Annotated in this window: 23 protein-coding genes; all 23 read left to right on the top strand. The window is 46.8% G+C overall.

Annotated elements, in window-relative coordinates; translation table 11 throughout:
• The first annotated feature begins 11 nt into the window (after nucleotides 1-11).
• The 23 genes from HNY42_RS11055 (at nucleotide 12) to HNY42_RS10945 (ending at nucleotide 25,528) form a co-directional block, all read left to right on the top strand.
• Nucleotides 12-785, top strand: a complete 774-nt coding sequence (locus HNY42_RS11055) for a FliA/WhiG family RNA polymerase sigma factor (protein ID WP_114595516.1) — start codon at nucleotides 12-14, stop codon at nucleotides 783-785.
• A gap of 11 nt (nucleotides 786-796) precedes the next feature.
• Complete coding sequence (locus HNY42_RS11050) at nucleotides 797-1,252, top strand: hypothetical protein (protein WP_188004502.1); 456 nt, start codon at nucleotides 797-799, stop codon at nucleotides 1,250-1,252.
• Between the two features lie 129 nt (nucleotides 1,253-1,381).
• Nucleotides 1,382-2,116 carry a 30S ribosomal protein S2 gene (gene rpsB / locus HNY42_RS11045; protein ID WP_012370721.1) on the top strand — a complete coding sequence of 245 codons (735 nt, stop codon included), beginning with the start codon at nucleotides 1,382-1,384 and terminating at the stop codon, nucleotides 2,114-2,116.
• Between the two features lie 82 nt (nucleotides 2,117-2,198).
• On the top strand, nucleotides 2,199-3,080 hold the full coding sequence (gene tsf / locus HNY42_RS11040) for a translation elongation factor Ts (RefSeq protein ID WP_114595518.1): 882 nt from the start codon (nucleotides 2,199-2,201) through the stop codon (nucleotides 3,078-3,080).
• A 110-nt stretch (nucleotides 3,081-3,190) separates the two neighbouring features.
• The gene (gene pyrH, locus HNY42_RS11035) at nucleotides 3,191-3,910 is read left to right on the top strand and encodes a UMP kinase (protein WP_026828033.1); all 720 of its coding nucleotides are present in this window, start codon (nucleotides 3,191-3,193) and stop codon (nucleotides 3,908-3,910) included.
• Nucleotide 3,911: 1 nt separating this feature from the next.
• Complete coding sequence (gene frr, locus HNY42_RS11030; protein ID WP_114595519.1) at nucleotides 3,912-4,469, top strand: ribosome recycling factor; 558 nt, start codon at nucleotides 3,912-3,914, stop codon at nucleotides 4,467-4,469.
• A gap of 83 nt (nucleotides 4,470-4,552) precedes the next feature.
• On the top strand, nucleotides 4,553-5,290 hold the full coding sequence (locus HNY42_RS11025; protein ID WP_131502571.1) for an undecaprenyl pyrophosphate synthase: 738 nt from the start codon (nucleotides 4,553-4,555) through the stop codon (nucleotides 5,288-5,290).
• A gap of 19 nt (nucleotides 5,291-5,309) precedes the next feature.
• Entirely contained in the window at nucleotides 5,310-6,110 is an 801-nt protein-coding gene (locus HNY42_RS11020; protein WP_131502570.1) for a phosphatidate cytidylyltransferase, read from the top strand.
• 12 nt (nucleotides 6,111-6,122) lie between these two features.
• Nucleotides 6,123-7,277, top strand: coding sequence for a 1-deoxy-D-xylulose-5-phosphate reductoisomerase (locus HNY42_RS11015; protein ID WP_131502569.1), 1,155 nt, complete (start codon nucleotides 6,123-6,125; stop codon nucleotides 7,275-7,277).
• A gap of 13 nt (nucleotides 7,278-7,290) precedes the next feature.
• Nucleotides 7,291-8,532, top strand: coding sequence for an RIP metalloprotease RseP (rseP, locus tag HNY42_RS11010; RefSeq protein WP_188004501.1), 1,242 nt, complete (start codon nucleotides 7,291-7,293; stop codon nucleotides 8,530-8,532).
• A 29-nt stretch (nucleotides 8,533-8,561) separates the two neighbouring features.
• Entirely contained in the window at nucleotides 8,562-10,262 is a 1,701-nt protein-coding gene (locus tag HNY42_RS11005) for a proline--tRNA ligase (RefSeq protein ID WP_188004500.1), read from the top strand.
• A 124-nt stretch (nucleotides 10,263-10,386) separates the two neighbouring features.
• Complete coding sequence (locus HNY42_RS11000) at nucleotides 10,387-14,682, top strand: PolC-type DNA polymerase III (RefSeq protein WP_188004499.1); 4,296 nt, start codon at nucleotides 10,387-10,389, stop codon at nucleotides 14,680-14,682.
• Nucleotides 14,683-14,811: 129 nt separating this feature from the next.
• The gene (gene rimP / locus HNY42_RS10995; RefSeq protein WP_114595525.1) at nucleotides 14,812-15,279 is read left to right on the top strand and encodes a ribosome maturation factor RimP; all 468 of its coding nucleotides are present in this window, start codon (nucleotides 14,812-14,814) and stop codon (nucleotides 15,277-15,279) included.
• Nucleotides 15,280-15,295: 16 nt separating this feature from the next.
• A complete protein-coding gene (gene nusA / locus HNY42_RS10990) occupies nucleotides 15,296-16,423 on the top strand; it encodes a transcription termination factor NusA (protein WP_131502565.1) in 1,128 nt (375 codons plus the stop codon).
• Nucleotides 16,424-16,426: 3 nt separating this feature from the next.
• Nucleotides 16,427-16,696: an RNase P modulator RnpM gene (gene rnpM / locus HNY42_RS10985; RefSeq protein WP_012370709.1), complete on the top strand. Its 270-nt coding sequence runs from the start codon at nucleotides 16,427-16,429 to the stop codon at nucleotides 16,694-16,696.
• On the top strand, nucleotides 16,689-16,991 hold the full coding sequence (locus HNY42_RS10980; RefSeq protein WP_012370708.1) for a YlxQ family RNA-binding protein: 303 nt from the start codon (nucleotides 16,689-16,691) through the stop codon (nucleotides 16,989-16,991). Before rnpM ends, HNY42_RS10980 begins: the two co-directional genes overlap by 8 nt.
• 15 nt (nucleotides 16,992-17,006) lie before the next feature.
• Nucleotides 17,007-19,175, top strand: coding sequence for a translation initiation factor IF-2 (gene infB / locus HNY42_RS10975; protein WP_026828043.1), 2,169 nt, complete (start codon nucleotides 17,007-17,009; stop codon nucleotides 19,173-19,175).
• Nucleotides 19,176-19,211: 36 nt separating this feature from the next.
• Nucleotides 19,212-19,553, top strand: coding sequence for a 30S ribosome-binding factor RbfA (gene rbfA, locus HNY42_RS10970; RefSeq protein WP_012370706.1), 342 nt, complete (start codon nucleotides 19,212-19,214; stop codon nucleotides 19,551-19,553).
• 51 nt (nucleotides 19,554-19,604) lie between these two features.
• Nucleotides 19,605-20,513, top strand: coding sequence for a tRNA pseudouridine(55) synthase TruB (gene truB, locus HNY42_RS10965; protein ID WP_188004498.1), 909 nt, complete (start codon nucleotides 19,605-19,607; stop codon nucleotides 20,511-20,513).
• Nucleotides 20,514-20,530: 17 nt separating this feature from the next.
• Nucleotides 20,531-21,460 (top strand): bifunctional riboflavin kinase/FAD synthetase, encoded by a 930-nt coding sequence (locus HNY42_RS10960; protein ID WP_188004497.1) that lies wholly within the window; start codon nucleotides 20,531-20,533, stop codon nucleotides 21,458-21,460.
• Nucleotides 21,461-21,583: 123 nt separating this feature from the next.
• Nucleotides 21,584-21,853 carry a 30S ribosomal protein S15 gene (rpsO, locus tag HNY42_RS10955; RefSeq protein ID WP_012370703.1) on the top strand — a complete coding sequence of 90 codons (270 nt, stop codon included), beginning with the start codon at nucleotides 21,584-21,586 and terminating at the stop codon, nucleotides 21,851-21,853.
• Nucleotides 21,854-21,988: 135 nt separating this feature from the next.
• Nucleotides 21,989-24,208 (top strand): polyribonucleotide nucleotidyltransferase, encoded by a 2,220-nt coding sequence (pnp, locus tag HNY42_RS10950; protein WP_131972525.1) that lies wholly within the window; start codon nucleotides 21,989-21,991, stop codon nucleotides 24,206-24,208.
• Between the two features lie 78 nt (nucleotides 24,209-24,286).
• A complete protein-coding gene (locus HNY42_RS10945; RefSeq protein ID WP_188004496.1) occupies nucleotides 24,287-25,528 on the top strand; it encodes a M16 family metallopeptidase in 1,242 nt (413 codons plus the stop codon).
• Nucleotides 25,529-25,566: the final 38 nt, after the last annotated feature.

Genomic DNA, 25,566 nt, shown 5'->3' with positions numbered 1-25,566 from the left:
GAGGAATGGTCATGCGTGAGGAATTACAACAACTTTGGAATCAATGGCTATCGACGCGTGATGTAGCGGTAGCTGACCAGTTACTGCTAAATTATGAACCTCTTGTGCACTACCACGTTCAGCGTCTCAGCGCGACACTTCCGAAGAGCGTCGATCGTGATGAATTAAAAAGTCTTGGGATGATGGGATTGTATGATGCTCTTCAAAAATTCGACCAAAATCACAATAATAAATTTGATACGTATGCAGCATTTCGTATTCGCGGCGCCATTTTAGACGGCTTACGAAAAATTGATTGGTTACCCCGGTCGTTACGGGAAAAATCAAAGCGGGTCGAAGCTGCTGTCGAGATTTTAGAACAAAGTCTTCAACGGACCCCGACGATTGATGAAGTTTCATCGATTGTTGATATGAACCCGGAAGAAGTCAAGACGGCACTTGCTGAGAGCTATTTTGCGAATATTCTATCGATCGATGAAGCAGTGACGCTTCAAGACGAAGGAAAAGCGATGGCCGTTTCCTATCTGGATCCAGATGCAGCGACACCTGAGGATACACTTTTGATGCGCGAGCTGATTTCGAAGCTTGCCGAAGAAGTGGAGCAATTGTCCGAGAAGGAACAATACGTTGTGTCCCTCTTTTACTTTGAAGAACTGACATTGACGGAAATCGGGGAAGTACTTGGCCTATCTACTTCACGAATTTCACAGATTCATTCGAAAGCGCTCCGAAAACTGAAACAAGCGTTAGGAAGTGCTTATCTTTCTGACCGCGTCGCGATGTGAAAGGACATACCATGACACTTTTTTATATTTTGCTAGCAGCACTCATTTGTTACGGTCTTTTGTTATTATTTAAGCAACAAGCGCTTTTGAAGGACCGCGTTATACATCTTGAACGACAGAAGCAGGAAACGGAAGAAATTCTGTTACAATTCATGCAACAGGTGAATGAGCTGACGGAAGGGGAGGTAAGATCCCGCCCGTCGACTCCTGTCGAACAAGAATGGAAAGGCGAAATCATTGTAGCTGAAGAATCAGAGCGACCCGATTATTCTTCTGAACCGGTCAAAGTATTTTCAAAAGAAGACAAACCGGACGACCGGGTGGAAGAATCGCCTCTGTTGGATGTTAAAGATCAACTCGAAAAAGGTGCTGATTTAGATCAATTGGCACGTTCACTGAACCGGGGAGCCGGAGAAGTGGCCTTGATTGCTAAACTTTCTCAGAAAACGAAGGTTGCCCGGCGTTAAACTTTATGCTATATTAGTCTACGGTGTTAATTACGCACGCATGTATCGCCGGCTGCGGTGCCTTTAATAGGTTAGCTGGAACAACGATCATCGCGGAGGACATCCAAAACCCAAAAGGAGGAATTCATCATGGCAGTAATCTCGATGAAACAATTGTTAGAAGCTGGTGTACACTTCGGTCACCAAACACGCCGTTGGAACCCAAAAATGGCAAAATACATCTTCACAGAACGTAACGGAATCTACATCATTGACCTACAAAAAACGGTTAAAAAAGTAGACGAAGCTTACAACTTCATCCGTGAAGTAGCGTCTGAAGGCGGAAACGTTCTTTTCGTTGGTACGAAAAAACAAGCTCAAGACACTGTGAAAGAAGAAGCAATCCGTGCTGGTCAATACTTCATCAACGAACGTTGGTTAGGTGGAACACTCACGAACTTCTCTACAATCAAAAAACGTATCAACCGTTTAAAACAACTCGAAAAAATGGAAGAGAACGGTACATTCGAAGTTCTTCCTAAAAAAGAAGTCATCATTCTTAAAAAAGAAATGACTCGTCTTGAGAAATTCCTCGGCGGTATCAAAGATATGCCAGGCGTTCCAGATGCACTCTTCATCGTTGACCCACGCAAAGAGCGTATCGCGATTGCAGAAGCACACAAACTCAACATCCCAATCGTTGCGATCGTTGACACAAACTGTGATCCGGACGAAATCGACTACGTCATCCCAGCAAACGACGATGCGATCCGTGCAGTCAAATTGCTTACTGGTAAAATGGCTGACGCAATCCTCGAAGTTAAACAAGGCGAAGATAACGTAGCACCTGAAACTACTGAAGAAGTAGTAGCAGACGCTGAGTAATTCGTGATGCCAGGTGATAAAGGGAATTGACCTTTTATCACCTTTTTTTTGAAAATAAGGACGTTATAAGGAGGAATATCGAATGGCTATTACAGCAGCTATGGTAAAAGAACTTCGTGAAAAAACTGGTGCAGGGATGCTTGACTGCAAAAAAGCACTCGTCGAAGCTGATGGGGACATGAACGCAGCAATCGACTTCTTGCGTGAAAAAGGAATCGCTAAAGCAGCAGCTAAAGGCGACCGGATTGCAGCAGAAGGTTTGACAGCTGTCGCAGTTAACGGCAACAAAGCAGCACTTGTTGAAATCAACTCAGAAACAGATTTCGTTGCGAAAAACGAACGTTTCCAATCACTCGTTCAAAACATTGCAGACGCAGTACTCCGCAATGGTTCTGAAACGGCTGAAGCAGCACTTGCTTCTGAATACGAAGCAGGAAAAACAATCGACACATACATCTCAGAAGAAGCATCAACAATCGGAGAGAAAATTTCACTTCGTCGTGTAGCGCTCTTCGCTAAAGAAGACAACGCAGCATTCGGTTCTTACCTCCACATGGGTGGTCGTATCGGTTCTGTCGTCGTCGTCGAAGGCACAACAGACGAAACTGTTGCAAAAGATATCGCAATGCACATTGCTGCAGCGCGCCCACTTTACGTCGACCGTTCTTCTGTCACAGAAGAAGAAAAAGCACGTGAAGAAAAAGTTCTTACAGAGCAAGCACTCAACGAAGGCAAACCTGCTAACATCGTTGAGAAAATGATTGCTGGTCGTATGAACAAATTCTACGAAGAAATCTGCCTCGTTGACCAAACATTCGTCAAAGATCCAGACTTCAAAGTTGGTAAATATGTAGAATCTAAAGGCGGAAAAATCGTTTCATTCGTACGCTTCGAAGTTGGAGAAGGTATGGAGAAACGTGAAGAAAACTTCGCTGAAGAAGTAATGAACCAACTTAAAAAATAAGAATCAGGATTTCCTGATGACAAGAGAAGGAACACGTATGCTTCAATCCACTTTCGTGTGGAAGTGGGTCGTGTTCCTTTTTTACGGAATTTAGCAAGGGGGACATAGTCATGCAACCGAAATATAACCGGATTGTGTTAAAATTGAGCGGAGAAGCGCTCGCAGGAGATCAAGGGTTCGGAATTCATCCTGGGATTGTCAATTCGATTTCGAATCAAATTAAAGAACTAGTCGAATTGAACGTAGAAGTCGCAGTCGTCGTAGGTGCAGGAAACATTTGGCGCGGTAAGACGGGAGCGGAGCTTGGGATGGACCGGGCAAATGCCGATTATATGGGGATGCTTGCGACCGTCATGAACTCGCTCGCTTTACAAGATAGCCTGGAATCCGTTGGTGTCGAAACACGTGTTCAGACGTCGATTGAAATGCGACAAGTCGCTGAACCATACATCCGCCGTCGGGCAATGCGTCATCTTGAAAAAGGACGGGTTGTTATCTTTGCAGCCGGAACAGGGAATCCGTATTTCTCAACAGATACGACAGCGGCGCTTCGGGCAGCTGAAATCGAGGCGGAAGTCATCTTAATGGCGAAAAACAACGTCGATGGCGTCTACTCGGCTGATCCAAATGTTGATCCAGATGCGAAGAAATTTGAGACATTATCTTACTTGGATGTTCTTAAAGACGGTCTTCAAGTCATGGATTCAACGGCAACATCACTTTGTATGGACAATGACATCCCGCTCATCGTATTCTCGTTGATGGAAGAAGGAAACATTAAACGAGTCGTCATCGGTGATGAAATCGGGACACTTGTAAGGGGGAAATAACATGTCACAAGCAATCATGAAACAAGCAGAAGAACGGATGGAGAAAGCACATCTGTCATTGAAAAAAGAACTTGCGACGTTACGTGCAGGACGTGCGAACGTATCAATCCTTGATCCGGTTCAAGTGGACTACTATGGTTCACCGACACCACTCAATCAAGTCGCAAACGTCAACACACCGGAAGCGCGTTTGATTTTGATTACACCGTGGGATAAATCGATGGTGACAGAAATTGAAAAAGCGATTCAACGTGCAGACCTAGGGCTTGCTCCTTCTTCGGACGGGACAGTCATTCGATTAGCGATTCCACCATTGACAGAGGATCGTCGGAAAGAACTCGTGAAACTTGTCAAAAAGTACACGGAAGAAGGAAAAGTCGCTCTTCGGAACATTCGTCGTGATACGAACGAACAACTGAAAAAACAAGAAAAAGACGGCGTGTTGACTGAAGATGACCTCCGCGGTTACACAGAAGACGTTCAAACATTAACGGACAAATTCGTTAAAGTACTTGATCAAACGGCGACGGATAAAGAACAAGAAATTATGGAAGTATGACACGTAATATTGTCAGGTTGGGGACTCTTTGTCACACGAAGAGTCCCTTTCTTCTTAAACTAAACGAGGGGAGGAAGAAGTAAATGTTTCAATGGTTAAATCAGACTAAAGAAGTAATTGAACAACAAGTTCCTGAACATATTGCGATTATTATGGATGGAAACGGACGTTGGGCAAAAAAACGAGGCCTTCCCCGTATCATGGGGCATCGTGAAGGGATGAAATCTGTCCGGGAAGTTGTTCGGACGGCAAATGAATTAGGTGTGAAAAGTTTGACGTTATATGCTTTTTCAACCGAAAACTGGACGCGTCCTGAAGAAGAAGTCAGTTTCCTGATGAAACTGCCGGCCCAATTTTTAGAGTCGGATCTTAAAGATTTGAATGAACGGAACGTCAAAGTCGAAGTGGCGGGAGAAATTTCGCGTCTGCCGATTTATACACGGGAAGCCGTTCAACAAGCCAAAACGGATACAGCGGACAATACAGGACTTCGGTTGATTTTTGCCCTCAATTATGGAGGACGGGATGAAATCGTTCAAGTCATGCAAAAAATCGCTGAAAAAGTGCAAGCCGGTGTATTGCGGCCTGACATGATTACGAACGAAGTCATTGAACAAGAATTAATGACAGGTTCGATGACAGATGTCGATCTCGTCATTCGTACGAGTGGGGAACAACGACTTTCCAACTTTTTATTATGGCAAGCTGCCTATGCCGAATTTTACTTTACAGATGTCTTATGGCCCGAGTTCCGGCGTGACCAGTTCTTAGCGGCGATTGAAGACTATAATCAACGGACGCGTCGTTTTGGCGGAGTCTGACTAAACGAGGACATATCTTATGAAAACACGAATTATTACAGGAATATGGGCAGGTGCCATCTTTTTAGTATTGCTTTATCTAGGAGGACTCCCATTCCTTGCTTTCATGGCAATTTTGACAATCATCGGGTATACCGAACTGATTAAAATGCGACAATTGTCGTTCAAGTCAATTCCGGTCCTGTTGTTCGGAGCGGGAACATTACTTCCGTTCATCGGGTTGTATGAACAGGCCAGCGAACAGTCGCTGTCACTCGGGCTGTCTCCGATTGCATGGGGCATGTTAATTGTCTTGATCGGTTTATTTTGGACAGTGTTCTCCAAAAACGTATTCACCTTCGACGATGTGGCCTTTTTGCTGTTGACTGCAGTCTATGTCGGAATAGGATTCGCATCGTTTACGTACATTCGGTTGCTTGAAAACGGTTTGACGTTTTCCTTACTGATCATCTTACTGATCTGGTTCACGGATTCGGGTGCTTACTTCGTTGGGAAAAGTCTGGGGAAAACAAAATTGTGGCCAGCCATCAGCCCAAATAAAACAGTTGAAGGAGCACTCGGTGGTGTCGTTCTTGCGATCGTACTCGGAGTGGTGTTTGAACTGATTCACCCGACAGTCGGTCTCGGAACTGTCGTATTGTTGGCACTGATCGTTGCCGTCGTCGGTCAATTAGGCGATTTAGTCCAGTCAGCGTATAAACGTCATTATGGCGTAAAAGATTCCGGAGCATTATTACCCGGACACGGTGGGATTCTTGACCGGTTCGACAGTATGATCATTGTCTTTACCGTTCTGATTGTACTCGGTATATTCGGATAAGGAGGAAAAAGGATGAAACAGGTTAGTATCATTGGGGGAACTGGATCAATCGGGACCCAAACGTTAGATGTCATCGCAGCAAATCCAGACCGTTTTCAACTGGTCAGCTTTGCGTTCGGGAAAAACATCGAGGTTGCCTTACCCTGGCTGAATCGTTTACGTCCGGAGCTGGTAGCTGTCTTAGACGAGACAGTAAAAGAACAACTCGAAGCTGTTCTTGATTACGCGCCAACAGTGCTCGTCGGTGAAGAAGGATTGATTGCTGTCGCAACAGCAGAACAAGCGGATATCGTCATTACAGCCGTCGTCGGTGCCGTCGGGCTTCGTCCTACGCTTGCCGCCATTGAAGCGGGAAAAGCAATCGGGTTGGCAAACAAAGAAACACTAGTGACAGCCGGACACCTCGTCATGAAAAAAGCACGTGAAAAAGGTGTCGCTATTCTTCCGGTCGATAGTGAACATGCCGCGATTTTCCAATGTCTGAATGGCGAACGTCGCCAAGACGTCCGACAAATCATCTTAACCGCATCCGGCGGCAGTTTCCGTGATCAAACACGGGAACAGTTGGCAAACGTAACAGTCGAGCAGGCGCTAAACCATCCGAACTGGTCAATGGGGGCCAAAATTACGATTGATTCGGCGACGATGATGAACAAAGGATTTGAAGTCATCGAAGCGCACTGGTTGTTTGATGTCACGTACGATGAAATCGATGTCGTCCTTCACCGGGAATCCATCATCCACTCGATGGTCGAATTCAATGATGGTGCGGTTATGGCGCAACTCGGGATGCCGGATATGCGTGAACCGATTCAATATGCCCTTACATATCCGTCCCGCCTTGAAATCAAAGGGGGAGAACGGTTAAACTTAAAACAAATCGGACGCCTGAATTTTGCGGAAGCTTCATTTGAACGTTATCCATTGCTTCGTCTTGCGTTTGAAGCAGGACGTGCGGGTGGATCGATGCCTTCCGTGCTCAATGCTGCGAACGAACAAGCTGTTGACCGTTTTTTAAAAGGGGAAATCAGCTTTTTAGAAATTGAAGCGAGCGTCGAGGCGGCTCTTCAAGCACATGAAAACATCGAAGATCCGTCTTTGGACCAGATTTTAGAGTCGGATCGTTGGGCCCGTGCGTTTGTTGCGTCCCTCTCACTCGCTAATTAAGGATGGGATAACAATGACGACCTTTATATCAATCGTATTGATGTTCGGTGTACTTGTTGCCGTGCATGAATGGGGTCATCTCGTCATGGCAAAACGGGCAGGAATCCTCTGTCGCGAATTCGCCATCGGATTTGGTCCGAAAATTTTTTCTTTTTTCAAAAATGAGACGTTGTACACGATTCGCCTGTTACCAATTGGTGGATATGTCAAAATGGCCGGGGAAGAACCGGAATTCGTTGAAGTCAAACCGGGGCAAACAATCGGCTTGGGACTTCGTGACGGTATCATTGAGACGATGTATTTGGATGCTTCCCGTCCGGAGGCGGATCAAGTCGTAACCGTCGAAAAAATTGATTTGTTGCATAAGCTAGAAGTCATCGCCTTACAAGATGAAGTATCGGCACGTTACCCTGTCTCGAAGACGGCATTTCTTGTCGAAGGACAAACCAAAACTCAAATCGCGCCATACGATCGAACGTTTGGATCAAAATCCGTTTTCAAACGTGTCCTAGCCATTGCGGCAGGTCCGGCCATGAACTTTGTTCTCGCGTTTGTTATCTTGTTCGGCTTAGCATTGTATAATGGTTCACCGACCGGAGAAAGTGTCATTGGAACGGTGCAAAAAGAATCTCCGGCTGATAAGGCAGGTCTTGTCGAAGGAGACCGGATTGTTTCCGTCAATGGAACAGAAACGGATAAATGGACGGATTTACGGGCCGGGTTCCAAGATCAGGCCGGAAAAAAGACAACCGTCGTCTACGAACGAGATGGTCAGGAGCAAACGACGTCCATCACACCGAAGGTACAACAGCAAGGTGATCAAAAAGTTGGAATCATTGGTGTGACGAATGAGACAGAAAAATCATTTGGAACAGCCTTACAGACAGGTATTTCCGAAACATGGCGGATGTCGACATTGATCGTCGGAGCTGTCGGAGATCTCGTAACGGGTGTCGTCGGCGTCGATCAATTATCCGGTCCGGTCGGAATCGTCAAAATGACGGATCAAGTTGCGGACAGCGGATTTTCCATGTTGCTGACATGGACTGCATTGCTTTCAGTCAACTTAGCAGTATTCAACTTATTACCACTACCTGCTTTAGACGGTGGCCGATTATTGTTCCTGTTTTTAGAAGCGTTGCGCGGGAAACCGGTCGATCCGCAAAAAGAAGGATTAGTCCATTTTGTTGGATTTGCACTTTTGATGCTCTTGATGTTGGTCGTCACATGGAACGATATCCAGAAGTTCTTTTAAATTATTAGTCAAAGGGGTTCACGACTCACATGAAACAATCCAAATTATTTATGCCTACTTTACGGGAAGTACCATCCGATGCAGAAGCCATCAGTCATCAGCTTTTGTTACGGGCAGGGTTTATGCGTCAAAATGCAGCCGGAATCTATTCGTATCTTCCACTGGCGAAACGCGTCCTGTCGAAAATCGAGACGATCATTCGTCAAGAAATGGAGGGAGCTGGTGCGCAGGAATTGTTGATGCCAGCTATTCAACCAGCAGAACTATGGGAAGAAACCGGACGCTGGGATATTTACGGTCCGGAACTGATGCGTTTGACGGACCGTCACGATCGACGGTTTGCGCTTGGTGCGACACATGAAGAGTTGATTACGTCCATCGTCCGTGATGAGCTGAACTCCTATAAAAAATTACCGGTCAACTTGTTCCAGATTCAAATGAAGTACCGGGATGAACGCCGTCCACGGTTCGGATTACTCCGTGGCCGTGAATTCATCATGAAAGATGCCTATTCGTTCCATTCGTCGCAAGAGAGTTTGGAAGAAGAATATCAAAATATGTTTAATGCCTATACAAAAATCTTCACACGTGTCGGACTCGAGTTCCGTCCGGTCGTCGCAGATTCCGGTGCGATTGGCGGTAGTGGAACACATGAATTCCATGCCTTGGCTGCTATCGGCGAAGATACGATCGTGTATTCTGATCAGTCGGATTATGCGGCGAACCTGGAGATGGCAGAATCGGTCGATCAGTACACGAAACAAGATAAAGCATCAGAAGCATTAGAAGAAGTTCACACAGGTGACGCCAAAACAATTGAAGCTGTCAGTGCAGTACTTGGATTACCGGAACAGGAGTCGATCAAAACGGTTGTCTTCAAAACGGAAGAAGGTCTTGTCATGGCGCTCGTCCGTGGTGATCATGAAGTCAATGACATTAAACTGAAGAATTACCTCGGTGCTCTCGATATTATGATGGCAACGGATGAAGAAATCGAGCAGGCACTCCATTCGACACCGGGAACGCTCGGACCGATTGGGGCCGACATGAAGGTTGTTGCGGATTATGCAGTGCGGGCATTAACAAATTCTGTTTGCGGCGCGAACAAGCCGGAAACGCATTACGTGCATGTTGAGCCAAACCGCGACTTTGAAGCAGAATACACAGATTTACGATTCGTCGAAGAAGGTGACCTCTCACCGGACGGACAAGGACACGTCAAGTTCGCTCGAGGAATCGAAGTCGGACAAGTCTTTAAACTCGGGACACGTTATTCAGAGGGCATGAATGCTACGTTCCTTGATGAAGGCGGGAAAGCCCAACCGTTGATCATGGGTTGTTACGGGATTGGTGTCTCGCGGACGATGTCTGCCGTCGTCGAGCAACATTACGATGAACGCGGCATCATCTGGCCAAAAGCCATTGCACCATTTGATGTTCATTTGATTGCCGTCAACGGTAAAAATGCAGAACAAATGCAAGTGGCGGAAACGGTCTACCATGACCTGACGGCCGCCGGATTCTCGGTTCTCTTTGACGATCGGAAAGAACGTGCCGGCGTCAAATTCGCCGACGCAGACTTGATTGGACTGCCTGTAAGAATCAATGTAGGTAAAAAAGCACCGGACGGTATCGTGGAACTGAAAGCACGACGCGGTGGAGAAGCAGAAGAAATTCAACAAGCAGATCTTCTTGAAGCTGTTCGTTCGCTTTATGAAGGTTTACAATAAGTAATGGGAACGGTCACTTTTCGTAAAGTGACTGTTTTCTTGTCTCACACCCATTCGCCCCTTGGGCAATCTGCAAGAGGAGGAGGAGTGGCTGTCATGGTGTGAAGCAACAACGACAGCACAAATGCGAGTGGATACACAACAACGCATGTCGCTCTTGATGAGCGATTTAGAATTACCAACCGGCATCGTTGAAGAATTTTTTACAGATGCTTCACTTGAAAAATTACGGGTCCAAAAAGCAACCGCGACATGGACTTTCCATATCCGACTGCTACAGGTCTTACCTCAAAACGTTTATCAGATGTTTTACAGTCGGCTGAAAAGCCGTTACCAACAGTTTGCGGAGGTCAAATTACTGCTTGAATCCGAGCAACGTCCCGACGCTAAACTATTTATTGATTACTGGCCGTATATCGTCGAGGATTTGGCTGATGCCTCGTCAGCGATGCGGAGTCATCTAAGCCGTGTTTTGCCGGAGTACCGGGACAATAAACTATTTATTCCGGTTCGAAGTGAACCGGAAGCCGGATTCCTGAAAAATGATCTTTGCGGTGAAATGCAATTATTATACGGGGCATACGGGTTCCCGAAATTTGTGTGTGAACCGGTCGTCCAGATGGATCAAACTGAGCAGGAAGAATTACGGAATCAGGTTAAACAGGAGGATATTGATGAAGCAAAACGAATGCTTGAACTTCAATTCAAACGGGAACAATCCCGTGACGATGACGAAGGACCAATTGATATCCGGATTGGAAAACCGATTCAAGACGAAGTGGTACCGATTAAGACGATTCAAGATGAAGAACGCCGGATTGCAATCCGGGGACTTGTTTTTGCGGCAGAAAGTCGGGAACTCCGCAGCGGAAAAACAATCTTTACATTTAAACTGACCGACTATACGGATTCTTTGGTCGTCAAAATGTTTGCCCGTGACGAGACCGATGTCAAAATCCTGTCGGCTATCAAAAAAGGCATGTGGATTCAAGTAGCGGGCCGTGTCGAATTTGATACGTTCTTGCGTGACTTGTGTATGATGATCGCCCAGTTGTCCGAAGTCAAAATGGAACTGCCGGCCGATCCATGGGCGGGTGAGAAACGGGTCGAGTTACATGCCCATTCCCAAATGAGTCAGATGGATGCTGTCATGAACGTGACGAAATATGTGGAGCGAGCAGCTGCCTGGGGGCACCCGGCAGTCGCCATCACTGATCACGCGGGGGCGCAAAGCTTCCCGGATGCGTATTATGCCGGAAAGAAAAACAACATCAAGGTGTTATACGGGATTGAAGCGAACGTCGTCAACGACGGGGTTCAGGTCGCGTATCATCCGGTCGATCAGGACTTGGAAAAAGCAACGTTTGTCGTTTTTGACGTCGAGACCACCGGATTGTCTGCGATGTATAACAAAATCATCGAGTTAGCCGCTGTTAAGATTTACGATGGAGACATCATCGACAAGTTCGAAGCGTTTGCTGATCCAAAACATCTCTTGTCAGCGACAACGATTGATTTAACGGGAATTACCGATGAGATGGTCCGCGGAAAACCGGACCCGGAACAAGTCGTCAAGGAATTCATGGACTGGGCGGGGGATTCGATTCTCGTTGCCCACAATGCTTCCTTTGATATCGGGTTCTTAAATGCCACATTACGGTCCGGTAACCATGATGAATCGACTTTACCCGTCATCGATACGCTCGAACTCGCGCGTGTCCTGATGCCGAGTCTTAAAAATCACCGTTTGAATACGCTCGCGAAACGATTTGATATTGAATTGACCCAGCATCACCGGGCGATTTACGATGCGGAAGCGACCGGCTATTTGATGCTCAAACTACTGCAAATGGCGGACGAGATGTTTAATATGAAGACTCACCTTTCGCTTAACCGGGAGATGGGAAAAGATATTTCACGGGCACGTCCGTATCATGCGACGGTCTATGCCAAAAACCGGACAGGTCTGAAAAACTTGTATCAGCTGATTTCGCTGGCGCATACGAAACACGTCCACCGTGTCGTCCGGACACCGCGTTCGCAACTCGTTGCGCACCGGGACGGTTTGATCATAGGTTCGGCCTGTGACAACGGGGAAGTGTTTGATGCAGCCCTTAATAAATCAGATGAAGATTTGGCGAAGGTCATGCGTTTTTATGATTTCATCGAAATTCAGCCACCTGCGATGTACGGTCATTTAATCGAACGGGAAATCGTTCAAAATGAGTTGGAACTGCGGGATTTGATCAAAAAGGTCATCCGGGTCGCGGAAGAAAACGATATTCTGCCGGTAGCGACGGGCAATGTGCATTATCTGGACACACATGACGCCACCTATCGGGAAGTGTTGATTCGGACGCAGGGCGGCGCCAACATGCTGAATATGCGTAAACAATTGCCGCCGGCCCATTTCCGGACGACACAAGAAATGATGAGTGATTTTAAATTTTTAGGACCGGAACTGTCGGAGCGGCTTGTCATCATCAATAGTCAGAAAATCGCCGGCTGGTTTGAAAATATTGATATCATTCCAAAAGATTTGTTCACGCCTAAAATTGAAGGCGCGGATGAAGAGGTCCGGTCGTTGTCGTATGACATGGCGCATCGCATTTACGGCGATGTCCTGCCGGAAATCGTCGAAGCACGGCTCGAAAAGGAACTCAAATCGATTATCGGTCACGGATTTGCCGTCATTTATCTGATTTCGCACAAGCTCGTAAAAAAATCACTCGATGATGGATATCTCGTCGGATCCCGGGGATCGGTCGGTTCGAGCCTCGTCGCGACGATGACGGAAATCACGGAAGTCAATCCGTTACCACCGCATTACGTCTGTCCGAATTGTAAGGAGTCGGAATTCTTTGATGATGGATCGGTTGGTTCTGGATTCGACTTACCGGATAAAACGTGTAAGACGTGTGACGTGCCGTTAATCAAAGACGGGCACGATATTCCGTTTGAGACGTTCCTTGGATTCAAAGGGGATAAAGTACCGGATATTGATTTAAACTTCAGTGGAGAATACCAGCCAAAAGCCCACGCCTATACAAAAGTCTTGTTTGGTGACGACTATGTGTACCGAGCCGGGACAATTGGTACGATTGCCGAGAAAACGGCTTACGGCTACGTCAAAGGATATCAGTCTGAAAATGATTTAAACTACCGGAATGCTGAAGTCGACCGGCTCGTCAGCGGTGTGACCGGTGTCAAACGGACGACGGGTCAGCATCCGGGTGGGATCATCGTTGTTCCGGATTATATGGACATTTATGATATCAGTCCGATTCAATTCCCGGCGGATGACATGGGGTCCGAGTGGAAAACGACCCACTTTGATTTCCATTCGATCCACGATAACTTATTGAAACTGGATATCCTCGGACATGATGATCCGACGATGATTCGGATGTTGCAAGATTTGTCGGGACGCGATCCGAAAACGATTCCCGTCGATGATGCAGAGGTCATGAAGATTTTCAGTTCGACAGAATCGATTGGCGTGACACCGGAACAGATTGATTCGAAAACCGGGACGCTTGGGATTCCAGAGTTTGGGACAAAATTTGTCCGACAGATGCTTGAAGAAACAAAACCGACGACTTTTTCAGAACTTGTCCAGATTTCCGGTCTGTCTCACGGCACGGATGTCTGGCTCGGTAATGCCAGTGAGCTGATTTATAACGGAACATGTGAACTGAAAGACGTCATCGGTTGCCGGGATGATATCATGGTCTATTTGATTTACGCGGGTCTTGAACCGTCACTTGCCTTTAAAATCATGGAATCGGTCCGTAAAGGGAAAGGTCTTTCAATTGAGATGGAAGAGGCGATGATTGAAAATCATGTACCGCTTTGGTATATCGATTCGTGTAAAAAAATCAAGTACATGTTCCCGAAAGCCCACGCCGCGGCCTATGTGTTGATGGCCGTCCGGATTGCTTATTATAAAGTCCATCATCCGATGTACTATTATGCCTCTTACTTCACGGTTCGTGCCGGTGATTTTGATATCGGGGCGATGAACAAGGGATCGGCAGCGATCCGCAAAGTATTGCAGGATATCAAAGATAAAGGATTTGAAGCAACGGCGAAAGACAAGGGGCTGTACACCGTGCTTGAGATTGCGCTTGAAATGATTGAACGGGGCTTTACCTTCAGCAAAGTCGATTTGTATAAATCGAGTGCATCCGAGTTTCTGATTGATGGAGATTCGCTACTGCCGCCGTTCGATGCTGTCACCGGTCTTGGAACGAACGCGGCGAAACAAATCGTCGAAGCCCGAAAAGGCGGTGAGTTCCTGTCGAAGGAAGATTTGCAAAAACGGGCGAAACTCTCGAAGTCGATTATCGAAACGCTGGATAATCTCGGTTGTCTGGAAGGTCTTCCGGATGAGAACCAACTCTCGTTATTTGACCTCTAAAGCCTTGCGGATGCTTGCTTAAGAAGGTGCATTATGCTATATTGAGTGAGGAAATGTTTTTTATACTACGACTTGGAAGGAGTAGGGGGACCTGCTCCTTTCTTGTTTGTTTTTTGAAGGAGGATGAAGATGACGAACGTAACTGAGAAGGTCGAACAACTCGCTAAACCGATCGTAGAACGAGAGGGGATGGAGCTTGTCGACGTCGAATTCGTCAAAGAGGGGGCGGATTGGTTCCTACGTGTCTCCATCGATAAAGAAGGTGGCGTTGACCTGGAAGACTGTGTCAACATCAATGAAAAGTTATCGGAAGCATTGAATCAAGATGATCCGATTGACGAACCCTACTATTTAGATGTTGCGAGTCCAGGTGCTGAACGACCACTCAAAAAAACCGAGGATTTCGAAAAGGCGATTGGCAAACACGTCTATATCAAGACGCATGATCCCGTCAAGGATGCGACAGAATTTGAGGGTACACTACTGACTTATTCTGAAGAAATGCTTGAACTCGAAGTCCGTGTGAAGACACGAAAATTGAAAATTGAAATACCGGTGAACAAGATCGCGATGGCGCGGCTTGCGGTAGTGTTCTAAGGAAAGGAAGAGAACGATGGGACCACAGTTACTTGAAGCAATCGAACAAATCGCTAAAGAAAAAGAGATTGATAAGAATATCATCATCGATGCGCTGGAACAGGCATTGATTTCCGCTTACCGTCGCAACTTTGGAAAAGAGTCGGAGGCAGTAAAAGTCGAATTTGACCAACAGACAGGAGATATCCGTGTCTTTGCCTTAAAAGAGGTTGTTGAACGTTTGACACAGCCGGAAGAACAGCTTTCACTCGAGGAAGCACACGAAATCGATCCAACGTATGAACTCGGTGATTTCCATAAAGTCGAAGTGACACCAGGTGATTTCGGACGTGTCGCAGCACAAACGGCGAAACAAATCGTCACACAAAAGATGCGCGAAGCAGAGCGGGAACGTATTTACAATCATTTCGCCGACCGGGAAGATGAAATCATGACCGGAATGGTTGAACGTCAGGATGCACGTAATCTTTACGTTAACCTGGAGGGGATTGAAGCCGTACTGACGACACACGAACAGATGCCGAATGAACGTTTCGGAATCCGGGAATACATCAAAGTATACGTAACGAAAGTCGATCCAATGGTCAAGGGATCAGGCGCATCGATTCTTGTATCGCGGACACACCCAGGTTTATTAAAACGTCTGTTTGAAATCGAAGTACCTGAAATCGCCAGCGGCGAAGTTGAAGTGAAGTCGGTAGCACGTGAAGCCGGCGACCGTTCGAAGATTGCCGTTGCTTCCGACGAAATCGATCCTGTCGGTGCATGTGTCGGTCAAAAAGGAGCGCGTGTCCAACGTATCGTTAACGAATTAAACGGAGAAAAGATTGATATCGTCCGTTATTCAGATGATCCGAAAGAATACGTCGCCAATGCATTAAGTCCAGCACAAGTCGTCGCCGTATATGTCAATGAGCCGGCAAAAGCGACAATCGTCGTCGTACCGGACTTCCAATTGTCACTTGCGATCGGGAAACGTGGTCAAAATGCCCGTTTAGCTGCCAAGTTAACAGGATGGAAAATTGACATCAAGAGCGAATCAGAAGCAGAATCGATGGAATTGAAAGATGTCTTCATGAAAGTCGAACCTGCGGCAACAGAAGCAGTTGACGTGGAAACGGTCCAAGTCGAAGGCGAGGAATAATTCGTGCAAAAAAAGGTACCATTACGCAAATGTGTCATCACACAAGAGATGCGTCCTAAAAAAGAGTTAATTCGGGTCGTCCGGACACCTGACAGTGAGGTTGTCGTCGATCTTAATGGTAAAATGAATGGGCGAGGCGCCTATTTGACGAAAGATGCCACTGTCATTGCGACAGCAAAAAAGAAGCGCACACTCGATCACCATCTGAAAGTCAAAACAACAGATGCGTTATATGATCAATTGCTTGCGATCGCGGGAGGTACACATGAGTAAATGGGAATCGCTCCTTGGTCTCGCGAACCGAGCGCGGAAAGTGACGACTGGAGAAGAACTCGTACTGAAAGAAGTACGGGGGGGACAAGCCAAACTCGTCCTCTTAGCAGCAGATGCGGGGGCTGCCACGCGTAAGAAAGTGACGGATAAATGTACAAGTTATCGTGTTCCGTACATCGAAGTCGGAGATCGAAACATTCTTGGACATGCACTTGGGAAAGACGCGCGTGTTGTCGTGTCAGTCAACGAAGCCGGATTTGCGAAAAAGCTAACGGAACTCCTCTCGAACGATTAACTGGAGGTGGATCTTTTGGGTAAACGTGTATACGAATTCGCGAAAGAACAGAATGTAACGAGTAAGCAGGTCATCGCCCAGCTCGAAAAGCTGGAAAAACCCGTTAAGAATCATATGGCGGTTTTAGATGAACAGACAGTACAGCAACTCGACAAAGTATTTAATCCCGAGAAACATCGGGTCCAAAAAACGGAGGCTCCAAAACAAGTGAAATCAGACAATAAACCGAACAGACCAGGAACAACTAACAAACCAGCAGGGAACCAATCACGCAATACAAAAGGCGGACGTCCGGAATTCGGAAACCGCAATAACCGCGGTGGAAAACGCCGTCCACAGAAAAAAGTGGAACCACGTAAACTGGAAGTAGCAGACCCAAATTCAAAATCAAGTCAACGAAAAGCAGCACGTCGGGCGCAAGAAGAAGCAATGGCGAACGTCGTTCAATACGCAGACAACTTAACAGTCGGCGAATTGGCTGAAAAAATGGATAAAAAACCAAACGAACTGATCATGAAATTGATGGGAATGGGCGTTATGGCGACCATTAACCAAGATCTCGATGATGAGACGGTTGAATTGCTTGCATCTGACTTCGGATTTGAAGTCGAAAAAACAGTTAAAGTCGATGAAACAGACTTCGATGCATATGAACTGAACCTCGATAACTACGAATTGTCAGAACGTCCACCGGTCGTTACAATCATGGGACACGTTGACCACGGTAAAACGACATTGCTTGACTCGATCCGAAACACAAAAGTCACAGCAGGCGAAGCCGGCGGAATTACGCAGCATATCGGTGCCTACCAAGTAGAAATCGAAGGAAAGAAAATTACATTCCTCGATACACCAGGTCACGCCGCGTTTACAACAATGCGTGCACGTGGGGCAGATGTCACGGATATCGCCATCATCGTTGTCGCAGCAGATGACGGCGTCATGCCGCAAACGGAAGAAGCGATCAGCCACGCAAAAGCAGCCGGAGTTCCAATCATCGTTGCTGTCAACAAGATGGATAAAGAAGGCGCTAATCCAGACCGTGTCAAACAAGAATTGACGGAGTTCGAACTCGTAGCCGAGGACTGGGGCGGTGACACGATTTTCGTACCGGTTTCAGCTCTTAAAGGAGACGGAATCGACGAGTTGCTTGAGATGATTCTTCTTGTCTCCGAAGTCCAAGAATATAAATCTACACCGGACATGCACGGACGCGGAACGGTCATCGAAGCGAAACTCGATAAAGGACGCGGACCTGTTGCGACATTGCTCGTCCAACACGGAACACTTCGTGTCGGAGATCCAATTGTCGTCGGTCATACGTTCGGCCGGATTCGGGCAATGGTCAACGATATCGGTCGCCGTGTCAAAGAGGTTGGCCCGTCGACACCAATCGAAATTACAGGCTTGAACGATGTACCAAAAGCCGGAGATCAATTCTTTGCGTTTGAAGATGAGAAAAAAGCCCGTCAAATCGGGGAAGCGCGTTACCAACGTGAAATCGAGGCACAACGCCGCGATTCAGCGAAAGTCAGTTTGGAAGATCTCTTCGACCGGATCAAAGAAGGCGAAGTCAAAGACCTCAACATCATCATCAAAGGTGACGTTCAAGGTTCAGTCGAAGCCCTCGCCGGTTCACTCAAGAAAATCGACGTCGAAGGTGCTAAGATCAACATCGTCCACTCAGGTGTTGGTGCCATCACAGAAGGTGATGTCATCTTGGCTTCAGCAGCTAACGCCATCATCATCGGCTTTAACGTCCGTCCAGATGGTAACGCGAAATCGATGGCAGACCAAGAGAAGGTTGAGATTCGTCTTCACAAAATCATCTACAATGCGATCGAAGAAATCGAACAAGCGATGAAAGGTCTTCTTGACCCAGAATTCGTTGAGAAAATCATTGGTCAAGCTGAAGTTCGTGACGTCATCAAAGTCTCGAAAGTCGGAACGATTGCCGGTGGTTATGTCACAGAAGGTAAATTGACACGTGCTGCAGGTGTTCGTGTTGTTCGTGACAGCATCGTTATTTATGAAGGAAAACTCGATACGTTGCGCCGCTTCAAAGACGATGTCAAAGAAGTAGCAGCCGGTTACGAGTGTGGAATCAAGATCGAACGATACGACGATATCAAAGTAGACGATGTCATCGAAGCGTTCATCATGGAAGAAGTTAAACGCAAGTAACAGAACGGATCAGAATCCGAACTGGAGGGATATAGAATGAGCGTACGTTCCAATCGTGTAGCAGAGCAGGTGCGTAAAGAAATTACGCAAATGTTGATTAAAGATGTGAATGATCCGCGTGTCAAGGCGGTGACGGTAACCGGTGTTGAAGTCACAGGTGACTTACAACAAGCAACGATCTTTTATTCGGTGCTCGGTGATGAAACGGTGCGTGAAGAAGCGCGCGTTGGTCTTGAAAAGTCAAAAGGGTTCATGCGTAAAGAAATCGGATCACGGATCCGTTTACGGAAGACACCTGAATTGCTGTTTGAGATCGATACATCTGTCGAGTACGGATCACGGATCGACGAATTGCTCCGGAACTTGAACAAGGATTAACAAGACAAGGGCAACCACACCTGTGGTTGTCCTTTTTTAGGAGGGACAAGGATGGAACCCATCGGAGTATTACCGTTAGATAAACCAGCAGGTATGACGAGTCACGATTGTGTTTTTCGACTGCGTCGCCTTTTTCAAACAAAAAAAGTCGGACATACCGGAACGCTTGATCCGGAAGTGACAGGTGTCTTGCCGATTTGTCTCGGACGAGCAACGAAGCTTGCGCGCTTCATTACGGACGAAGGGAAGAAGTATGTCGCAGAAGTGACGATTGGCTATGCGACGACAACCGAAGATGCCCACGGGGAAACCGTTCAGGAAACGCCGGTCCCACCTGATGCATTTACGGAGCAGCAAGTCGATGAAATACTCAATCAACTGACCGGACAGCTGGAACAGACACCGCCCTATTATTCGGCCGTGAAAGTAAACGGGAAAAAATTATATGAATATGCCCGTAAAGGCATCGAAGTGGAACGACCGACCCGAATCGTTCAAATCGATACACTGGACCGAACATCTGAATTGACTTTTGAAGACGGTGTCTGCCGTTTTCAAATCGAAATTGCCTGCGGAAAAGGCACGTACATCCGGACACTTGCGGTTGAAATCGGTGAACGGTTAGGTTATGCGGCCCATATGAGTGAATTGCGCCGGACAAGCTCGGGTGCGATGTCCGAAACAGAAGCGGTGACACTTGCAACACTTGAAGCCTGTGAGACGGTGGAAGAGCGGATGCAGTACGTTTTACCGATTGAACAAGTCATTCAAAAGTGGCCACGGTTGACTGTAGACGCCGAGACAGCGGCCCGTGTCTTGAATGGTGCCAAGTTAGCAGGCATTCCGGTCGAATTTGAACGCTTTACTGTCTATAATGAAGAGGGCATCCCTTTAGCAATCTATCGGCTTGATTCCGAAATCAATATGGGACGCGTAGAAGTCATGTTACAAATCGATTAGGATCGGAGAGATCAGGAATGGACATCATTCATTTAACATATCCAGAACAACCAGTAGAAGACCCGGCTGTTATTGCACTCGGCTTTTTTGATGGCGTACATCTTGGACACCAACGTGTTTTACAAACCGCAATTGAAAAAAGCCGCGAATTACATCTGCCGGTAGCGGTCATGACGTTTGATCCTCATCCGAAACAAGTACTTGGTAACGGAACGGAACAGATTCTCTACATTACACCGCTGGACCGAAAACTCGAAAAGATGGCGCAACTTGGCATTGAACGGGTGTATGTCATTGAATTCACAGTCGCCTTTTCAGAGTTGTCACCACAAGACTTCGTTGACCACTATTTAATTGCTGCCGGAGCACGCCACATTGTTGCAGGATTTGATTATTCGTATGGACGGTTCGGGGCCGGCAAAATGGCGACGCTTGATTTCCACAGTCGTGGACGATTTGATCATACGATCGTTTCAGAACACCAAGCAGACGATGAAAAGGTCAGCTCGACACGAATTCGTCGTTTGCTCGCAGATGGCGCCGTCGCAGAGGCAGCTCTGTTGTTAGGTGAGCCGTATCAAACGAAAGGGATTGTCATTCATGGCGACGCCCGCGGTCGCCAAATTGGATTTCCGACCGCCAATATCCGCCCGGAATTTGCTTATGTCATTCCGAAACTAGGTGTCTATGCGACGTTCGTTCATCTAGAGGATGGGCGGAAATTTCCGGCAATGACGAACATCGGACGGAGACCGACGTTTTATGAGACGGGAGAAGTCAGCATCGAAACTCACCTGCTCGCATTCGACGAAGATTTATATGGACAGGAACTGAAGCTCGAATGGATGGCTTACTTACGGGACGAACAAGCATTCGATGGAATCGAGAGTTTAAAAAATCAACTTGCCCAAGATAAAATTCACGCGATGCAGGCACTAACGGTTTGACAGACGGTGACGGGTTCGTTATGATGAGTCAGTACGAATACGTACAGCCGGTTGGCTTGGCATCAGGTCTCACCATCCGATGCTCGGCAATACGGTCATTCAAAAGATGGAGGTGGAGTGACAATGGCACTCACTAAAGAACGTAAAAATGAAATTATCGAAGCTTATGCTACGAAACAAGGCGATACTGGTTCGCCGGAAGTACAAGTTGCTGTTTTAACTGAACAGATCACAACTTTAAACGATCACTTACGTACACACAAAAAGGATCACCACTCACGTCGTGGTCTCTTGAAAATGGTTGGTCGTCGCCGTAACTTGCTCACATACCTTCGTAACAAGGATGTTTCACGTTACCGTTCATTGATCGAGCGTCTTGGTCTTCGTCGCTAATCCGAACAGATCAACAAGGAAGCAGGAGCATCGTCTCCTGCTTCTTTTTTTTGCCGATTCGTGGACATTTGGCGCAAGAACATCCATAATTAGATTTGAATGAAAAAACGGATAGAAGTGAGAGGGGATTTGTGCATGTCACAAACAAAGCAGACGTTTTCGACCGAACTCGGTGGACGTCCATTAACAATTGAAATCGGTCAACTGGCCAAACAAGCAAACGGAGCAGCATTGATCCGTTACGGTGAGACGGCAGTCCTTGCGACGGTCGTAGCATCAAAACAACCGAAAGACTTAGATTTCTTCCCATTAACAGTGAACTATGAAGAAAAATTATATGCAGCAGGTAAGATTCCGGGTGGCTTCCTAAAACGTGAAGGACGTCCGGGCGAAAACGCGATTTTGACATCACGTTTGATTGACCGTCCGATCCGTCCCTTGTTCCCAGATGGATTCCGTCATGACATCCAAGTTGCAACGACGGTCTTATCTTCAGATGAAGACAATTCACCAGAAGTCGCAGCGATGATCGGGGCTTCCATTGCCTTGTCGATTTCAGACATTCCATTTGATGGTCCGATTGCCGGCGTGACGATTGGTCGCGTGAACGGTGAGTTCATCATCAACCCGACAATGAGTCAAGCAGCTGAAAGTGATATCGACCTTCAAGTTGCCGGAACGAAACATGCGGTCAACATGGTCGAAGCCGGAGCAAAAGAAGTGTCGGAAGAAGCGATGCTTGAAGCGATTCTTCTCGGACATGATGTCATCAAGACATTGATTGCGTTCCAAGAAGAAATCGTCGCAGCCGTTGGTCAAGAGAAATTCGCCTATACGGTTTCTTCGTTTGACGAGACACTTGTCAACCGTTTGAAAGCTGATGCACTTGCAGAAGTGACGATGGCGGTTCAAGTCGAAGAAAAACAAGCACGCGATCTTGCCATCAACGAAGTCATTTCGAAATATATCGATCAGTACGCAGCAGATGACTCGATTACGGAAGCGCAATTGGCAGAAGTATCGGGTGTCTTGAACAAATTCGTCAAAACAGAAGTACGTCGTTTGATTACAGAAGACAAAGTCCGTCCAGACGGTCGTGGTCTTGCTGAAATCCGTCCGCTTGACTCGGAAATCGGATTGTTACCACGTGCACACGGTTCAGGTTTGTTCACACGTGGTCAAACACAAGTCTTGTCTGTTGCGACGCTCGGTGTCGCAGGAGATGCGCAAATCATCGATGGACTTGGACTCAAAGCAGAAAAACGTTTCATGCACCATTATAACTTCCCGCCGTTCTCAGTCGGAGAAGCTCGTCCGATGCGTGCACCGGGTCGTCGTGAAATCGGTCACGGAGCACTCGGGGAACGTGCACTGTTACCAGTTCTTCCATCAGAAACAGATTTCCCTTACACGATTCGTCTCGTGTCAGAAGTTCTTGAATCAAACGGTTCGTCTTCACAGGCATCGATTTGTGGATCAATCCTTGCGATGATGGATGCAGGTGTGCCGCTGAAAGCACCGGTCGCCGGAATTGCAATGGGCTTGATTAAAGAAGGCGAAAACTATTCGATCCTGACAGACATTCAAGGGATGGAAGATCATCTCGGCGATATGGACTTTAAAGTCGCAGGAACTAAAGACGGAGTGACTGCTCTTCAAATGGATATGAAGATTGGCGGAATTACGCGTCAAATTTTAGAAGAGGCGCTTGAACAAGCGCGTCTCGGTCGTTTACACATCCTTGAACACATGAATTCAGTCATTGCTGAACCACGTGTCGAGTTGTCTAAATATGCACCGAAAATCGTCACATTGAAAATCAATCCGGATAAAATCCGTGATGTGATTGGACCCGGCGGTAAAGTCATCAACAGCATCATCGATGAGACGGGTGTTAAAATCGATATCGATCAAGACGGAACAGTCTTTATCGCGTCAACGGATCAAGACGGCATCAATCGTGCTCGTCAGTTGATTGAAGATATCGTCCGTGAAGTCGTCATCGGAGAAGAATTTGACGGGACAGTTCGCCGCGTCGAAAAATTCGGTGCTTTCGTTGAACTATTCAAAGGAAAAGATGCTCTTGTACACATCTCGGAATTAGCACTTGAGCGTGTTGGCCAAACTGAAGATGTCGTCAAATTAGGCGATAAATTGAAAGTTCGTGTCACAGAAGTCGATGACAAAGGACGTGTCAATGCATCGCATAAAGTATTGCTTGTTGAAGGTATGAGTGCGGAAGATCGTGCTGCATACGATGAAAAGAAAAAAACAGAGCGTGACAGCCGCCCGCCGCGTCGGGATACTGGATCTCGCCCACCACGTGACGGACAACGTCCACCGCGTCGTAACTAATGAAAACAAAGGTGGCTCAACGGTGCGAATACGTGCACCGCGGGCCACCTTGTTTCATATTTCAAGGAGGAATGAACGATGGTCGAAAGACTTGTATTAGAGAATGGGGTTCGAATCGTCAGTGAACGGATCGAGAATGCCCGGAGTGTAGCAACCGGTATTTTCATCAAAGCCGGTTCCCGGACGGAAACCAAAGAAGAACATGGCATCAGCCATTTGATTGAACACATGATGTTTAAAGGGACGAAAAAACAATCGGCAAAAGAAATTGCCGTTTATTTTGACCGCTTGGGTGGTAATATTAATGCATTCACGAGTAAAGATCAGACCTGTTATTATGTAAAGACATTGGATGAACATGCCATCACGGCGTTTGATGTCCTCGCTGACATGTTTTTGGAGTCGACGTTCGACGAAGAGGAACTGGAAAAAGAAAAGCGGGTCGTGATTGAAGAAATTAAAATGTACGAAGATACACCAGATGATTTGGTGCACGAACTGTTAGCAGTGGCCGCTTACGGGGAAGACGTCATGGCCCGACCGATTCTCGGTACGGAAGAAAGCGTCAAGCAACTGAGCCGTCAAATGATTGTAGAGTACCTGCAGGAAGCATATGCACCGGAACAAATCGTCATCTCGGTTGCAGGGCATGTGACGGATGAATTGATTACACAAATTAAAAATCGGTTCAGTACACTGCGGACAAGTGAAACCGTCCGCCAAATTGAAGAACCGACTTTGAAAAGTGACACGTTGCGGAAAGAAAAAGACACGGAACAAGTCCATGTTTGTTATAACTTCCGAGCAATCCCTTCTGCTGATGATCGTTTGCCGACGTTAGCCTTACTCAATAATGCGTTCGGAGCGACGATGTCGAGCCGCCTGTTCCAATCGATTCGCGAAGACCGTGGATTAGCCTATTCCGTCTTTTCGTACTATACGACATTCGATGATCATGGCACGTTTACGATTTATGTCGGAACATCAAAAGAAACGCTGGAAGAAGTTGAAACCGTTCTTTCAACGGAAATCAAACAACTGCTCGAACATGGTCTGACGACGAAAGAGCTAGAAGATGGAATCGAGCAGTTAAAAGGATCGTTGATTTTAGGAAATGAGAGTATATCCAGTCATATGAACCGTAATGCCCGGAATGAACTCCATTTAGGAATGCATCCGACGCTAGAAGATGTACTGGCAGAAGTGGAACAGATTACGCCTGCTAACGTTCAGGAAATGATTGCGTATATCTTTAGTGAACCACCGGCTAAAGCTTACATCTTGCCGGAAATCGATGAGGCAGACCTTGAAACCGAGTGAACCTTACCCTACACTGAAATAGCATGTAACTGAAAAAC

The sequence above is a fragment of the Exiguobacterium sp. Helios genome, from assembly GCF_014524545.1.
Classification (GTDB): domain Bacteria; phylum Bacillota; class Bacilli; order Exiguobacteriales; family Exiguobacteriaceae; genus Exiguobacterium_A.
This window is presented reverse-complemented; position numbering and strand designations above follow the sequence as displayed.

Coding starts and splice junctions, on each gene's coding strand:
- rpsB (WP_012370721.1), top strand. CDS start 1,382: ATGGCAGTAATCTCGATGAAACAATTGTTAGAAGCTGGTGTACACTTC.
- HNY42_RS11015 (WP_131502569.1), top strand. CDS start 6,123: ATGAAACAGGTTAGTATCATTGGGGGAACTGGATCAATCGGGACCCAA.
- frr (WP_114595519.1), top strand. CDS start 3,912: ATGTCACAAGCAATCATGAAACAAGCAGAAGAACGGATGGAGAAAGCA.
- HNY42_RS10945 (WP_188004496.1), top strand. CDS start 24,287: ATGGTCGAAAGACTTGTATTAGAGAATGGGGTTCGAATCGTCAGTGAA.
- HNY42_RS11055 (WP_114595516.1), top strand. CDS start 12: ATGCGTGAGGAATTACAACAACTTTGGAATCAATGGCTATCGACGCGT.
- HNY42_RS11020 (WP_131502570.1), top strand. CDS start 5,310: ATGAAAACACGAATTATTACAGGAATATGGGCAGGTGCCATCTTTTTA.
- rbfA (WP_012370706.1), top strand. CDS start 19,212: ATGAGCGTACGTTCCAATCGTGTAGCAGAGCAGGTGCGTAAAGAAATT.
- pnp (WP_131972525.1), top strand. CDS start 21,989: ATGTCACAAACAAAGCAGACGTTTTCGACCGAACTCGGTGGACGTCCA.
- HNY42_RS10960 (WP_188004497.1), top strand. CDS start 20,531: ATGGACATCATTCATTTAACATATCCAGAACAACCAGTAGAAGACCCG.
- HNY42_RS11000 (WP_188004499.1), top strand. CDS start 10,387: ATGCGAGTGGATACACAACAACGCATGTCGCTCTTGATGAGCGATTTA.
- HNY42_RS10980 (WP_012370708.1), top strand. CDS start 16,689: ATGAGTAAATGGGAATCGCTCCTTGGTCTCGCGAACCGAGCGCGGAAA.
- truB (WP_188004498.1), top strand. CDS start 19,605: ATGGAACCCATCGGAGTATTACCGTTAGATAAACCAGCAGGTATGACG.
- nusA (WP_131502565.1), top strand. CDS start 15,296: ATGGGACCACAGTTACTTGAAGCAATCGAACAAATCGCTAAAGAAAAA.
- rseP (WP_188004501.1), top strand. CDS start 7,291: ATGACGACCTTTATATCAATCGTATTGATGTTCGGTGTACTTGTTGCC.
- HNY42_RS11005 (WP_188004500.1), top strand. CDS start 8,562: ATGAAACAATCCAAATTATTTATGCCTACTTTACGGGAAGTACCATCC.
- HNY42_RS11025 (WP_131502571.1), top strand. CDS start 4,553: ATGTTTCAATGGTTAAATCAGACTAAAGAAGTAATTGAACAACAAGTT.
- tsf (WP_114595518.1), top strand. CDS start 2,199: ATGGCTATTACAGCAGCTATGGTAAAAGAACTTCGTGAAAAAACTGGT.
- rpsO (WP_012370703.1), top strand. CDS start 21,584: ATGGCACTCACTAAAGAACGTAAAAATGAAATTATCGAAGCTTATGCT.
- pyrH (WP_026828033.1), top strand. CDS start 3,191: ATGCAACCGAAATATAACCGGATTGTGTTAAAATTGAGCGGAGAAGCG.
- rimP (WP_114595525.1), top strand. CDS start 14,812: ATGACGAACGTAACTGAGAAGGTCGAACAACTCGCTAAACCGATCGTA.
- HNY42_RS11050 (WP_188004502.1), top strand. CDS start 797: ATGACACTTTTTTATATTTTGCTAGCAGCACTCATTTGTTACGGTCTT.